12 protein-coding genes are annotated in these 14,559 nt (G+C 36.1%); 6 read left to right on the top strand and 6 right to left on the bottom strand.

What is annotated here, in order from left to right:
• Positions 1–4: 4 nt before the first annotated feature.
• The 4 genes from rsmG to rho all read right to left on the bottom strand — a co-directional run bounded on the left by rsmG (position 5) and on the right by rho (position 5,236).
• Positions 5–652, bottom strand: coding sequence for a 16S rRNA (guanine(527)-N(7))-methyltransferase RsmG (gene rsmG, locus PVV69_RS01655; RefSeq protein WP_273756210.1), 648 nt, complete (start codon positions 650–652; stop codon positions 5–7).
• Positions 652–2,520, bottom strand: a complete 1,869-nt coding sequence (mnmG, locus tag PVV69_RS01650; protein WP_273756209.1) for a tRNA uridine-5-carboxymethylaminomethyl(34) synthesis enzyme MnmG — start codon at positions 2,518–2,520, stop codon at positions 652–654. The genes rsmG and mnmG overlap by 1 nt, the downstream gene beginning before the upstream one ends.
• 112 nt (positions 2,521–2,632) lie before the next feature.
• On the bottom strand, positions 2,633–3,940 hold the full coding sequence (gene mnmE / locus PVV69_RS01645) for a tRNA uridine-5-carboxymethylaminomethyl(34) synthesis GTPase MnmE (RefSeq protein WP_273756208.1): 1,308 nt from the start codon (positions 3,938–3,940) through the stop codon (positions 2,633–2,635).
• Between the two features lie 30 nt (positions 3,941–3,970).
• Positions 3,971–5,236 (bottom strand): transcription termination factor Rho, encoded by a 1,266-nt coding sequence (rho, locus tag PVV69_RS01640; protein WP_273719665.1) that lies wholly within the window; start codon positions 5,234–5,236, stop codon positions 3,971–3,973.
• A 627-nt stretch (positions 5,237–5,863) separates the two neighbouring features.
• Here rho and PVV69_RS01635 point away from each other — a divergent pair.
• The 6 genes from PVV69_RS01635 (at position 5,864) to polA (ending at position 12,692) form a co-directional block, all read left to right on the top strand.
• The gene (locus PVV69_RS01635) at positions 5,864–6,688 is read left to right on the top strand and encodes a pyruvate, water dikinase regulatory protein (RefSeq protein ID WP_273756207.1); all 825 of its coding nucleotides are present in this window, start codon (positions 5,864–5,866) and stop codon (positions 6,686–6,688) included.
• Between the two features lie 9 nt (positions 6,689–6,697).
• Complete coding sequence (locus tag PVV69_RS01630) at positions 6,698–7,294, top strand: Maf family nucleotide pyrophosphatase (protein ID WP_273756206.1); 597 nt, start codon at positions 6,698–6,700, stop codon at positions 7,292–7,294.
• Positions 7,287–8,168: a shikimate dehydrogenase gene (locus PVV69_RS01625; RefSeq protein ID WP_273756205.1), complete on the top strand. Its 882-nt coding sequence runs from the start codon at positions 7,287–7,289 to the stop codon at positions 8,166–8,168. Before PVV69_RS01630 ends, PVV69_RS01625 begins: the two co-directional genes overlap by 8 nt.
• Positions 8,165–8,764, top strand: coding sequence for a dephospho-CoA kinase (gene coaE / locus PVV69_RS01620; RefSeq protein ID WP_273756204.1), 600 nt, complete (start codon positions 8,165–8,167; stop codon positions 8,762–8,764). The genes PVV69_RS01625 and coaE overlap by 4 nt, the downstream gene beginning before the upstream one ends.
• On the top strand, positions 8,757–9,464 hold the full coding sequence (gene dnaQ, locus PVV69_RS01615) for a DNA polymerase III subunit epsilon (protein WP_273719660.1): 708 nt from the start codon (positions 8,757–8,759) through the stop codon (positions 9,462–9,464). The genes coaE and dnaQ overlap by 8 nt, the downstream gene beginning before the upstream one ends.
• A gap of 321 nt (positions 9,465–9,785) precedes the next feature.
• Entirely contained in the window at positions 9,786–12,692 is a 2,907-nt protein-coding gene (gene polA, locus PVV69_RS01610) for a DNA polymerase I (RefSeq protein ID WP_273756203.1), read from the top strand.
• Here polA and PVV69_RS01605 read toward each other — a convergent pair.
• Positions 12,689–13,567 carry an endonuclease/exonuclease/phosphatase family protein gene (locus PVV69_RS01605; protein ID WP_273756202.1) on the bottom strand — a complete coding sequence of 293 codons (879 nt, stop codon included), beginning with the start codon at positions 13,565–13,567 and terminating at the stop codon, positions 12,689–12,691. The genes polA and PVV69_RS01605 overlap by 4 nt on opposite strands.
• A gap of 111 nt (positions 13,568–13,678) precedes the next feature.
• Positions 13,679–14,452, bottom strand: coding sequence for a Bax inhibitor-1/YccA family protein (locus tag PVV69_RS01600; protein WP_273756201.1), 774 nt, complete (start codon positions 14,450–14,452; stop codon positions 13,679–13,681).
• Positions 14,453–14,559: the final 107 nt, after the last annotated feature.

Here is a 14,559-nt window from a genome sequence, read left to right as displayed (position 1 = left end):
TGCTTTACCCTCTACATGATCGAAGATGAGAAATTTCTAAAATAACAGAACTTTCATCAATTTTACTTTTATGTTTTAGCAGATCAAACTGCCAATTGGCAGAGGCTTTTTTTATTTCTGTAGAGTAATCCCGTCCTTTTTGCAAAACAGCTCTTGTTTTTTGTGTTAATAAAGGAAAAATAAGACATAAAAGCTTATCAAGTGAAGCCAATCCCCGTGCTGTTATAATTTCTGGTCTTGCTATTTTTTTGTACACATCCTCAATTCTACAGTGATAAACTGTTGCTGGAAGATTAAGCTCAGCAATAACTGTTCGTAAAAAAGCAACTTTTTTTCCATTACTTTCAACAAGATCAATATGTCCTCTGTTTTTTTCTTTCAAAAAAATAGCAATTACGATTGCGGGAAATCCACCACCTGATCCAAGGTCACACCAATGCAGAAAATCGCTGTATAAAGGATAGATTTGTGCTGAATCTAAAATATGACGTATCCACAAAAGAGGTATTGTTGCAGTGGATATTAAATTAATATGCTTATTCCACTGCATTATTAAAGCCTCAAATTGTATTAAATTTTCCATCGTTTCACGTGAAACAGAAGGAACGATCTCTAAGAGTGCTTTATATTTTCGTTCTGTAGAAAGATTCATTAAGCTGTTTTAGCCTTTTCACGTCGTTGACGTTGAATATATGTAATAATAAGCGACAATGCTGCGGGTGTCATACCATCAATTTTTTGTGCATCAGCAATTGAACGCGGAGAAATTTCCTGAATTTTTGTTTTGAGCTCATTTGAAAGACCAGAAATTGACTGAATATCAAGAGAGGAGGGAATTTCTAAACGTTCATCCCGCTGAAGAGCTACAATATCTTGTGCTTGTTTTTCTAAATAAACAGCATATTGTGCTTCAATTTCTAAAGCTTCAACGGTTTTAGAGTCAATTGACTGTAATTGTGGCCAAAAATGTGAAAGACGCTCTAAACTCATATGAGGGTAAGCAAGAAGATCATAAGCCGAACGCCGAACACCATCCCGATTTATTTGTAATCCATGAGCAGATGCTTCATTAGGTGTTAAAAAAAGCTCTTGACATAATGACCGTGCTTGATCAAGACGTTGTTGTTTTTTCTGATAACAGTCCCAACGTACTTTACTGACAATACCGCATTGCTGTGCTAAAGGCGTTAAACGAATATCAGCATTATCAGATCGCAAAGACAAACGAAATTCAGCCCGTGATGTAAACATTCTATAAGGTTCACAAACTCCACGTGAAACCAAATCATCGACCATCACACCAATATAAGCTGTAGAACGACTTATCATTATTTCATCTAACCCACCAACCTTATGTGCAGCATTTAATCCAGCCAAAAGCCCCTGTGCCGCTGCTTCCTCATATCCTGTTGTACCATTAATTTGCCCCGCTAAAAATAAACCCGGTAAACAGCGTAACTCTAAAGTTTTAGTCAACTGTTGTGGATTAACAAAATCATATTCAATAGCATAACCAGATTGTAAAATTGTTACATTTTCTAATCCCTCAATACTTCGCAATAAAGAGATTTGTACATCCTCAGGAAGAGAAGTAGAGAGCCCATTTGGATAAATAGTATCATCATTTAATCCTTCTGGTTCCAGAAAAATCTGATGTCCATCACGTTCTCCAAATTTAACAATTTTATCTTCAATAGAAGGACAATAGCGCGGACCTAGTCCTTCAATATTTCCAGAATATAACGCAGAACGATGAATATTTTCACGAATAATTTGATGTGTTTGTGCATTTGTCCGTGTTATTGCACATTCAATTTGTGGCTGCTTAATTTTTTCTGTCAAAAGAGAGAAGGGAACTGGATATTCATCAGCTTGCTGTTTTGCTAGAGATTCCCAACGAATTGTTTTTTTACTAAGGCGTGCAGGCGTTCCTGTTTTTAATCTTCCAAGTTTTATATTATAACTTTTCAAGCGTTCAGCAAGTTGAACACTTGACTGATCTCCCATACGTCCCGCCCTCCATGTTTTATCACCAATATGAATAAGACCATTTAAAAATGTTCCTGTTGTTAAAACAACAGCACCAGAAAAAAAAGTCCCTTGTTTTTTTAAAACAATACCTGAAATACTCTTATCTTTAACAATCAAATCAACAGCCTCATCTTCAATGAGAATAAGATTTTCTTGTTCTTGCAAGAGATTTTGAATAGCTTCTTTATAGAGCTGTCGATCAGCTTGAGTACGTGGTCCTCTTACTGCTGGTCCTTTCCGTCGATTAAGAAGTCTAAATTGAATTCCAGATGCATCTGCTGCGCGTCCCATAAGACCATCCAAAGCATCTATTTCACGAACCAGATGCCCTTTTCCAAGCCCACCAATAGCAGGATTACAAGACATTGTTCCCAATGCCGATATTTTATGTGTAACAAGAGCTGTCCGTGCTCCAGCACGTGCTGAAGCATACGCTGCCTCACAGCCAGCATGACCACCACCAACAACAATAACATCATACGAGTGCATTAGGACTCATTCCATAAAGAATCTTACTGTCAAGTTTCACGTGAAACAGAATATATAAAATACATAATCTTTAAAATCTGTCTATCAAATAATCAATGTTTCACGTGAATCATTATTTGCCAATACAAAATTCTGAAAAAATAATATCAAGTAAATCCTCAACATCTATATCTCCTGTAATTTTTCCAAGAAAATCACTGGCACGACGAAGATGTTCTGCACGTAAACTGAGATCAAGAGATTGATAATTTATAGAAGCCTCTATTTCTTTAACAGCCTCTTTTAACAACTGAATTTGTCTTTTACGTGCTGGCACAAGATTACCAATTTCAGAAGCACGACGTGAACAAAATGATTCAAGCTCTTTTATAAAACAATCAAAGTTTAAACCTGTTGATGCAGAAAACTGTATAAAAAAATTTGCTCTATTTTCTTTATAAAGATCAAGTTTATTACCAACACGCCATATTTCAGCTGAAGTTTCTGGTAATTCAATTTCCTTTGGCTTTGCCATATCGTAAACCAAAATAACCAAATCAGCATCCTTAACATGCTGCTTTGCAACTTCTATTCCCAATTGCTCAATTTTGTTTTCTGTTTCTCTAAAACCAGCAGTATCTGTCAAAAAAACTGGTAAACCACCAAAAACAAGCCTCATTTCTAAAGCATCACGTGTTGTCCCTGCTTCATCTGTCACAATAGCAACAGGTTTTCCAGCTAAACGATTTATGATGCTTGATTTTCCAGAATTAGGAGCACCAGCAATAACAATTTTCAATCCATCACGTAAAATACTAGCACGTTCTCCATCATCAATATGTTTTTTAAGAGAACTACAAAAATCTTCCAAATCTTTCCAAACTTTATCAGATAACGAATTTGGAACATCAGCTTCATCAGAAAAATCAAGCTCTGCCTCAATAAAAGCACGTGCCTTCATAAGTTTATGGCGCCAATTGCGATAAAGTGCTGTTAAATGCCCATTAGCACCCATAACCGCCAAACGTCTTTGACTTTCCGTTTCTGCTTCTATTAAATCAGCAAGACCTTCTGCTTGAACAAGATCTAATTTCCCCTCCACAAAAGCACGACGAGAAAATTCACCTGCCTCTGCAAGACGACATCCAGAAAATGTAGATAATTCATCGAGAAAACGATTTACAACCGCTTTTCCTCCATGCAAATGGAATTCCGCACAATCTTCTCCTGTAAAACTATGAGGAGCAGGGAAGAAAACAGTCAAAGCAGCATCTAAAAAGCTACCATCACGCGCTGTGAGATTTCCATAATGCATAAATCGTGCTTTGGGTAAACAACCACAAAGCGCATTAACAACCTCCACAACATCAGGACCAGAAAGTCGAATGACCGCAACCCCTGAAGGCAACAATCCACTCGAAACAGCAAAGATTGTATCCACAGGATATATCCTAATCAAAAAATAATACTTCTACGTATTCATTGAATCAAAAAATTCACTATTGTTTTTTGTTTGTTTTAATTTATCAATTAAAAATTCAATTGCATCCGTTACATTCATGGGTGCTAAAATACGACGAAGTACAAAGATTTTGTGCAAATCTTGTCGTGCTACTAAAAGCTCTTCCTTACGCGTTCCTGATTTTAGAATATCCATAGCAGGAAAAATACGTTTATCTGCAACTTTACGATCAAGAACAATTTCCGAATTACCTGTTCCTTTAAATTCTTCGAAAATAACCTCATCCATACGACTACCAGTATCAATCAAAGCCGTTGCAATAATCGTTAAAGATCCACCTTCTTCAATATTGCGTGCTGCACCAAAAAAACGTTTAGGACGCTGTAGAGCATTTGCATCCACACCACCTGTCAAAACCTTACCTGATGAAGGAACAACCGTATTATAGGCACGCCCAAGACGTGTAATAGAATCAAGAAGGATAACGACATCACGCCCATATTCAACAAGACGTTTTGCTTTTTCAATAACCATCTCAGCTACTTGCACATGACGTATTGCTGGTTCATCAAAGGTAGAAGAAACAACTTCTCCTTTTACAGAACGTTGCATATCAGTTACTTCTTCTGGTCGTTCATCAATTAAAAGAACTATAAGATAACATTCAGGATGATTAGTGGTAATAGAATGTGCAATATTCTGAAGTAAAACCGTTTTTCCTGTCCGAGGAGGTGCTACAATGAGTCCTCTCTGACCTTTTCCCAATGGAGATATCAAATCAATCACCCGTGATGACATATCCTTCTCTGTAGGATCTTGTATTTCCATTTGAAAACGTTCATTCGAATAAAGGGGAGTGAGATTATCAAAATGGATTTTATAGCGAATTTTCTCAGGATATTCAAAATTAATTGTATTAATTTTAAGAAGAGCAAAATAACGCTCTCCTTCTTTTGGACTCCGTATAGGCCCCTCAACAGTATCACCTGTTTTTAAAGAAAAAGATTGAATTTGTGCAGGTGAAAGATAAATATCATCTGGTCCTGGAAGATAATTAGCATCGGCAGATCGTAAAAATCCAAATCCATCTTGTAAAACTTCAACAACTCCTTCTCCGATAATTTCTACATCTTGCGATGCAAGTTTTTTCAAAATAGCAAACATTAATTCTTGTTTGCGCATCAAGGAAGCATTTTCAACTTCTAATGTTTCAGCAAAAGAAACAAGTTCAACGGGATTTTTACTTTTTAGTTCTTGTAGTTTCATTTCTTGCATGAAATATGCTCTTTAAGTGATGGAGAATTGTTCTTGAATTAATTTACGGAAAATCTCGAGAATGGAATATTCTTATCTAAGAAAAAAGTATTGTACACAAATTTTAAAAATCTGCAAGCACCATTTATATCAATTACTTTTATAGATGAGGAAATAAATGTATAAAAAATCAATTACGTAAATTGAAAATTTCTAATATGAAAAATTTTTAAAAAATATTTTTAAATAGATTTATATAATTAAAATCTATTTAAGAATTATTAAACTAAATCAATATAATTTCTATATCATTAATAATCAAATATTAAAAATCATTTTTATTTTTTTACAGTTATTTCTTTATTAAATAGATTTTAAAAGATGTGATTGTTCTTATTAGAGTCTGTGTTTAATGTGAATTATTAATTATACTTTATTTATCCTCAATTTTATCCACAAATAAAAAAAATAAAAAAACAGATATAACATTACGTTAAAGGTATTATCCCCATACTTTCCTCATAAGAGGAGATAAAATATCACAACTGTTCAATTTGTGCATAAAAATTGATATTTTTTTCTAAATTTTAGTTTTATGAAAAGGACCAAGCATATATACACATTTGTTAACAAGGAGTTAATATTTTTGTGACAAAAGAAAAAAAACTCTTTCATTTGCACATGCTTTCTGATGCAACAGGGGAAACGTTAATCTCTGTGGGAAGAGCTGTTGCATCCCAATATACAATGAGTCAAGCAACAGAACATATTTATCCGATGATTCGTAATGAAATACAGTTACAAAGAGCTCTTGATGAGATACAACAAGAACCTGGTATTGTTCTTTACACAATTATTGATAAAAAAATTAAGCTCCTTCTTAAGAGAAGGTGTGAAACAATGAAAGTTCCTTGTATAGATATATTACATCCTGTTTTGGATGCTTTTCAGTCTTATCTTGGAACACCAATAAATTTGCGTGCCAGTGCGCAGCATGATCTTAATGCAGATTATTTTCGTCGTATTGAGGCGCTAGATTTTACAATAGAACATGATGATGGACAATGTTCCAATGATTTATCGAATGCTGATGTAATTCTTGTTGGAATTTCAAGAACCTCTAAAACACCAACCAGCATTTATTTAGCAAATCGTGGAATAAAGACAGCTAATATTCCTCTTATTTCAGGTATTGATTTACCGGAAGCTCTCTTGGAGGCAAAGAATACTTTGATAATCGGTTTAATTGCTTCCGCTGAAAGAATCTCACATATTCGTCAAAATAGACATTTAGGAGATAATTTTGCCATTGAAAGTTATACGAATCGTATGAGTATCGCTGAAGAATTAACTTATGCAAAGCGCATTTGCGAACGTTTTGGTTGGCCTATTATTGATGTTACAAGGCGCTCTATTGAAGAAACAGCAGCCGCTGTATTTGAACTTTTGTCGCGATTTCGTGAAAGAAAATGAAAGAATCCCATGGCAACAGATAGGTTAATATTAGCATCTCTTAGTTCTTATCGTGCGCAATTGTTAAAAAAAGCGGGTTTAATTTTTTTTATTGAAGGGGCCTCTTTTGATGAAAGAGAGGAAGAAAAAACAGCAAAAACAAAGACACCTAAAGAACTCAGTTGTTTTCTTGCAAGTGCAAAAGCAAAAAATGTTTCTGATCGTTTTTCCAATGCTTTTGTCATTGGGTGTGATCAAGTTCTTGATTTGAGAGGCCAAGTTTTTCATAAAGTCACAAGTAGAAGGGAAGCATATCAGCGTTTATGTGATTTATCAGGAGAAACTCATTCTCTTCATAGTGCAGTGTCTTTATTTCACAATGGGCAAGAAATTTGGACAGAAGCTTTTAGTGCACATATGTCAGTACGTCCTCTCTCATCAGAATTCATTGAACGTTATTTAGCACGTGTTGGAACAGATGTTTTAAACAGTGTTGGAGTTTATCAAATTGAAGGAGAAGGAATCCATCTTTTTGATAAAATTGATGGAGATTTTTTTACCATTATTGGTTTACCTTTATTGCCGTTACTCATAAAACTGCGTCATTTAGGGGTAATTGATGGTTGATTTTACAATAAACTATAAAGAAGAACTCATTCCACGGGCCTTTGTTGTAGGTACTCCTATTCATCATTCAAAATCACCAAAAATTCATAATTTTTGGCTTAAACAATATAATCTACAAGGTGAATATCTAGCACAGGAAGTAAGCTCTGAAAAATTTAGAGATTTTTTCACATCTATAAAAAGAAAAGGTTTTTGTGGAGGGAATATCACTATACCCCATAAACAGGAAGCTTTTCATTTAACGAATTATAAAGATGATGTAGCAACAATGATTGGTGCTGTTAATACGCTTTGGTATGAAGGAGATAAACTTTGCGCCACCAATAGTGATGCTTATGGTTTTAGTGCTAATCTTGATGATTATGCTCCTGATTGGGGAGGGGAAACAGCGCTTATTTTTGGTGCAGGTGGTGCAGCACGTGCTGTTCTCTACGCCTTAAAAAAACGTGGATTTGAACGTATTTGCTTGGTTAATCGTACAAAGGGGCGTGCAGAAAATTTAGCACAACATTTCGGAAAACCTGTTGAAGTTCACGATTGGCAGAATATAGATAAAATACTTTACCAAGCTGATTTAATTGTCAACACGACCTCTTTAGGTATGAAAAACTCTCATGAGAAAAAAACGGATTCTGTTTTTTGCGATTTTCATAACATAAAAGCAACGGCATTGGTAACAGATATTGTTTATACGCCGTTAATAACACCTTTTCTACAACAAGCAAAAGCGCATGGTTTAAGGACTGTTGATGGACTTGGTATGCTTTTGCATCAAGCTGTTTTCGGTTTTGAACGATGGTTTGGAATAAGACCTGAGGTTACAAAGGCATTACGAACAGCAATTTTACAGGATATGGGTGAAAAGGCAGAATGAAAATCATAGGGCTGACCGGGTCAATTGCTATGGGAAAATCCACAGTTGCTAATTTTTTCAAACAAGCGGGTATTCCTGTTTTTAGCGCTGATGATGCAGTACACAAACTTTATAAGAGTGAACCGGCTGTATCGCTGATAGCACGTATATTTCCTAGTGTTGTTGAGGATGGTAAGGTTAATCGCCTAAAACTTTCTGAAATTTTGATAAAAGATCATGAGAAATTAGAAACCTTAGAAAAAATAATACATCCTTTAGTGCAGAAAGAGGAAGAAGAATTCATTGAGATAGCTCACCAACAGGGAAAAAAATTAGTTGTTCTTGAAATTCCACTTCTTTTTGAAACAAATGGTGAAAAACGTGTAGACAGTGTTGTTGTTGTCTCTGCACCAAGAGCAATACAAAAAGAACGTGCAATGATTCGACAAAATATGAATGAAGAAAAATTTACCTTTATTAATGCTAGGCAAATGTCTGATGAAGAAAAACATAAACGTGCTGATTTTGTTATTAATACAGGAAAAGATTTAGAGAATACACGTGAACAAGTTTTTTACGTGATAAAAAATTTACTAAAGAATGAAAGTCATGCGTGAAATTATTTTTGATACAGAAACAACAGGTTTAGATAAAGAGAAAGATCGCATAATCGAAATTGGTTGTGTGGAGATGGTTGATCGTTATCTTACGGGAAACCGCTTTCATGTTTATTTGAATCCTCAAGGTGTCATTATTCCTGATGAAGTTGTAGCAATTCATGGATTGACCAATGAACGCTTAAAGAATGAAAAAAGTTTTAGTGATATTGCTGATGAATTTTTGGAATTTATCAATGGTGCAACAATGATTGCCCATAATGCAAGTTTTGATATTGGCTTTCTTAATGCAGAATTAGGACGAGCAAATAAACCGCTTATCAGTGTTGATAATATTCTTGATACATTGGCTATGGCTCGGCGTAAATTTCCTATGGGTCCTAATTCTCTTGATATTTTGTGCAAACGTTTTGGAATTGATAATAGTCATCGTGTTCTTCATGGTGCTTTACTTGATGCGGAGATTCTCGCCGATGTTTATATTGAACTCATTGGTGGCAAACAGGGAGTATTAGGTTTTAATAACAAGAAAAGGGATGATGAGGATATAAAAAACAATAAAGACGCCCTTTATGCTATTAAAAGTCGTCCACAGCCCTTACCTTCAAGATTAAGCACACAAGAAAAAACTATGCATGCTGATTTTATCAGAAAAATAGGAGAAAAAGCTCTGTGGAATGACTTCAAAATCCCTGAATAGCTTCTCTCTTTTTCCTAAAGAAATTGTCCAAAAATTTAAGAAAAAAACTCTAAAAAAATGGTCGTTGTGGGGAGGGGAACACCACAACGACCTTGTCGCTACATCGTACCTCAGCTATCATAGGAGGAGCAAAATGAAAGCTATTATATCCTGTAACAGCAAAGAAAAGCTCTAGGTACCGAATATAAAGTGTAACGACTTCATACTTTATGAAAACAAAAAATGGCTTTTTAGAGGCAGCTTTATAAATTTTATCATAAGAGCAAAAAAAATGTATAAGAGTGCATTATTTTTAGGCTGAAATGGAGAAATAAAATTATCATGAAAGCAACAGATCATCTTTTTTTGGTTGATGGATCGGGCTATATTTTTCGTGCTTATTATGCTTTACCGCCTTTAAAGCGTAAAAAGGATGGACTTCCTGTAGGAGCTGTAGCTGGTTTTTGTAATATGCTGTGGAAATTGCTCTGTGATGCACGCGACACCGCTACGGGTGTTGTTCCAACACATTTTGCGGTTATTTTTGACTATTCATCTGATACTTTTCGAAAACAAATTTATCCACAATATAAAGCCAATCGGGAAAAACCACCTGAAGATCTTGTTCCTCAATTTGCATTAATACGCCAAGCCACAAAGGCTTTTAATTTGCCTTGTATAGAAAAGGAAGGATTTGAAGCAGATGATTTAATTGCCACCTATGCAACATTGGCAACAAAGGCTGGAGCAAAAACAACCATTATTTCTTCGGATAAAGATCTTATGCAACTCGTAAATACGTATGTCTCTTTGTATGATGGAATGAAAGACAAACATATAGGTATTTCTGAAGTTATAGAAAAATGGGGTGTTACACCTGAAAAAATGATTGATTTGCAAGCTTTGATTGGAGATACAACGGATAATATACCAGGTATTCCAGGCATTGGTCCCAAAATTGCTGCTCAATTACTAGATCAATTTGATTCTCTTGATCTTTTGTTAGAGCGTGTGACAGAAATTAAACAAACAAAACGGCGTGAAAATATTCAAGCATATAGTGAACAAGCTAAAATTTCTCGTGAGCTTGTTCGTCTTAAAATAGATGTCCCTGTAGACAATGATTTAGATGATTTCATTTTGGAACCCCAAGATGGTCCACGTTTAATTGGTTTTCTTAAAGCTATGGAATTTTCAACACTCACGCGTCGTGTGGCAGAAGCAACAACATGTGTGGCATCAGCTATTGATGCGATTGATATAGATGTTGAGTGGGAAAAGCCTGAGTATGAGCGTGATTCTGATACAAAAAAAGAAGATAGTGCACTTCCCCATAATTTTTCAGAGAACTCTCCCCAGCAGTTAGCAGAAAAACGTAAAGATCAAGCATTAACTCAAAAAATTACAAGAGACGCTTATACAACGATTCTTGATGAAAAAATTTTGCAAGAATGGTTATGGCAAGCAGAAGAGCAAGGCTTTTTTGCATTTGATACTGAAACAACATCTCTTGATCCCATGCAAGCAAAGCTTGTTGGCTTTTCATTGGCATTACAACCGGAAAAAGCAGCTTATATACCTCTTGAACATGTGGAAGGGGGAGATGATCTTTTGGGAGGGGGGCGTATTGCCCTGCAGATTGAAACCGAGAAGGCTTTGGCACTTTTAAAACCACTCTTAGAAAATCAAGCAATTTTAAAAATTGGTCAGAATATAAAGTATGATTGGTTAGTGATGAAACAATATGGTATCGTGATGCGCTGTTTTGATGACACCATGCTGTTGTCCTATGCTTTAGATGCAGGAACACTAACACATAATATGGACGATTTATCTAAGCGTTGGCTTGGACACAAACCTATTGCCTACAAGGATTTAACATATAACGGAAAAAAGATTACTTCTTTTGCAGAGGTAGATTTACAACAGGCAACGCTTTATGCTGCCGAGGATGCGGATGTAACACTTCGGTTGTGGCAAGTTTTAAAACCACAACTTGTCTCTCAAGGAATGACGAAAATTTATGAACGTCTTGATAGACCACTGATAGAAGTTCTTGCAAGAATGGAAGAACGTGGCATTCTTGTTGATAGACAGATTCTGTTGCGTCTTTCAGGAGAATTAGCGCAAGCTGCTGCTATTTTAGAAGAGGAAATTTATCAGCTGGCAGATGAGAAATTTAATATTGCTTCACCAAAGCAATTAGGTGATGTCCTTTTTGGTAAAATGGGATTACCTGGCGGAGCTAAAACTAAGGGCGGACAGTGGTCAACTTCTGCACAAACCTTAGAGGAATTAGCAGCTGAAGGTCATGTTTTACCACGTAAAATTATAGATTGGCGTCAACTTGCAAAACTAAAATCGACTTATACAGATGCTTTACCCTCTTATATTTTATCAAAAACAGGGCGGGTTCATACGAATTATTCTTTAGCAACAACATCAACGGGGCGGTTATCATCATCAGAACCAAACTTGCAAAATATTCCAGTACGGACGACTGAGGGACGTAAAATTCGCACAGCTTTTGTTGCTCCAAAAGGTTATGTCTTGCTTTCGGCAGATTATAGTCAAATTGAATTGCGTATTCTTGCACATATTGCCGATATCAAGGCATTAAAAGAAGCCTTTGCTAAGGGGCAGGATATTCACGCTATAACAGCATCACAAATGTTTGGAGTAGCAATAGAGGGAATGCCATCAGACGTACGACGGCGTGCAAAAGCGATTAATTTTGGTATTATTTATGGCATTTCAGCTTTTGGATTAGCCAACCAATTGGGTCTTTCACGGCAGGAAGCGGGGCGTTATATTCAGCTCTACTTTGAAAGGTTTCCAGGAATTAAAGACTATATGGAAACAACAAAAATCTTTGCACGTCAAAATGGTTATGTAGAAACAATTTTTGGACGTCGTATCCATTATCCAGAAATAAAAGCAGCGAATCTACAAGTTCGTTCTTTTAATGAGCGCGCTGCTATTAATGCACCGATTCAAGGGTCGGCGGCAGATATTATTCGCCGTGCCATGATTCACATGGAAGATGCTTTGCAAAAAGAGAAATTGTCAGCAAAAATGTTACTGCAAGTGCATGATGAACTGATTTTTGAGGTACCAGAAGACGAGAGTGAGAAAACCATGTCTGTTGTTAAAAAGGTTATGGAAAATGCCACAATGCCTGTTCTCTCTTTATCAGTACCCCTTGAAGTAAAAGTCATGGTTGCACAAAATTGGGATGAAGCACATTAGTCTTTTTCGTTTATTTTGTTTTTAAGAATGGTCATTGCATTGGCAAGGTCAAGATAAGCTTTAATAGGCAAATGATCTGAGGCAATGCGTGAAAGCGGTGAATAATGATTTTCAATATTTGTCACTAATTGATGAGGAAAAGCAAAAATTCTATCAAGAGCGAGAAAAGGAAAGCGAGAAGGAAAACTTGGTACAGTTCCAAATGTGCTATCAAAATAGGAAGAAAAATGCTTTAAAGAGGAACCTTTTCCTGTTCGCCATTCATTAAAATCACCAATGAGGAGTGTGGGCATGAGAGAGCGTTTTTGCAGAAGAGCAAGAAGCGTTTTAGTTTGTTGATTGCGAGAGTGACGTAATAAGCCGAAATGAGCGGCAATAATACGAATAAGACCTACGTCCATTTCTAGCTCTACAATCACAGCACCACGTGGTTCAATCCCAGGAAGCGTGATTTGTAAAATATCACGTACATGTCCTTTTCGCACAAAAAGAGCATTACCGTGCCAGCCATGACCATCAGGTGACATGGTATTTAAGGGTACTCGAGTAAGACCTGTTTGGTTTTTTAATAGTTGAAGATCAATCAAACCAACGCGTTCACCAAAACGTTTATCTACTTCTTGAAGAGCAAGAATATCAACTTGGAGTTCAGTAATAACACGTACGATACGCGTAGGATTAAAAATTTTATCAATACCGACACATTTATGAACATTATAGGATGCAACGGTAAGATCGTAATGATTGTTCTGATTGATTGTATTTTCCTGATGACGCGAATGATTATGGATAGCATTTAAAAAAGAGCGAGGAAGTTTTTGCTGGATCAATGCGGAGAAACGAGAAAATCTTTGCTTGTAAGGCATTTTTGTCATTTTATGAAGGTTGGTGCATCAAGAGGGAAAAATAAAAGTTTGCGTTAAAAACAAAAAAACCTTGTTTCTTTTAAGAAACAAGGTTTTTCAATGAGGCGCTGTTTTTTGCAATCAGTCACGGTTTGAGCCGAGAAACTGCAGCAAAAAGACAAACATATTGATAAAATCAAGGTAAAGACTCAGAGCTCCCATAATAATTTTACGCCCCTTTGTATCGCCTTGATCTCCTTCATAATACATCAACTTAATACTCTGTGTATCGTAAGCGGTTAGACCAGCGAAGATCAGTACGCCAATCACGGAGATAGCAAATTGCAAGGCACTTGATGCCAGAAAGATATTCACAAACATGGAAAGCATCAAACCGACCAACCCTATAAAAAAGAATGATCCCATTGCTGTAAGATCACGCTTTGTCGTGTAACCATAAAGTGAAAGAGCACCAAAAGATGCTGCGGTAATAACAAAGGTTTGTACAATACTTTCCGTTGTATAACGCAAAACAATCGAAGATAGGGAGAATCCAACGAGAGCAGCATAACCAAAAAAGAGGCTACGGGCTGCACTTGTACTCAAAGTGTTTATTTTGAAACTAAGGAAAAATACCGCCACAAGTGGTGCAAACATAACAATGTAAGAAAGCGGCGATGTATAAAACGTTACTCCAAAGGGAGTTAAGTAAACACTGCTATTGATTTGAGCGGCTGCCTGGCTCATATCTGTTGTCATTGCTAATGATGCAACTGCATAAGCAGCAGCGGCTGTAATAAGCAAACCAATGGCCATTGTATTATAGACACCCAGCATATAACTGCGCAGTCCTAGATCAATTGATGCATCGGCATGGGAAACAGACGCCGAACGTAAATTTTTGAAATCAGCCATAATATAAAGTCCTTTAGTATATGTTCCGCCAGATTTTGGAGTTTAAAAGAATCCCTGTCATTATAACAGATAACAGCAATTTTGTATAAGCCATTATTTAGCATATA

Origin of the sequence: Bartonella sp. MM73XJBT, from assembly GCF_028618465.1 — a bacterium.
Taxonomy (GTDB): domain Bacteria; phylum Pseudomonadota; class Alphaproteobacteria; order Rhizobiales; family Rhizobiaceae; genus Bartonella.
This window is presented reverse-complemented; position numbering and strand designations above follow the sequence as displayed.

Coding starts and splice junctions, on each gene's coding strand:
- PVV69_RS01605 (WP_273756202.1), bottom strand. CDS start 13,567: ATGACAAAAATGCCTTACAAGCAAAGATTTTCTCGTTTCTCCGCATTG.
- rho (WP_273719665.1), bottom strand. CDS start 5,236: ATGCAAGAAATGAAACTACAAGAACTAAAAAGTAAAAATCCCGTTGAA.
- mnmG (WP_273756209.1), bottom strand. CDS start 2,520: ATGCACTCGTATGATGTTATTGTTGTTGGTGGTGGTCATGCTGGCTGT.
- rsmG (WP_273756210.1), bottom strand. CDS start 652: ATGAATCTTTCTACAGAACGAAAATATAAAGCACTCTTAGAGATCGTT.
- PVV69_RS01625 (WP_273756205.1), top strand. CDS start 7,287: ATGGTTGATTTTACAATAAACTATAAAGAAGAACTCATTCCACGGGCC.
- coaE (WP_273756204.1), top strand. CDS start 8,165: ATGAAAATCATAGGGCTGACCGGGTCAATTGCTATGGGAAAATCCACA.
- PVV69_RS01600 (WP_273756201.1), bottom strand. CDS start 14,452: ATGGCTGATTTCAAAAATTTACGTTCGGCGTCTGTTTCCCATGCCGAT.
- polA (WP_273756203.1), top strand. CDS start 9,786: ATGAAAGCAACAGATCATCTTTTTTTGGTTGATGGATCGGGCTATATT.
- dnaQ (WP_273719660.1), top strand. CDS start 8,757: ATGCGTGAAATTATTTTTGATACAGAAACAACAGGTTTAGATAAAGAG.
- PVV69_RS01630 (WP_273756206.1), top strand. CDS start 6,698: ATGGCAACAGATAGGTTAATATTAGCATCTCTTAGTTCTTATCGTGCG.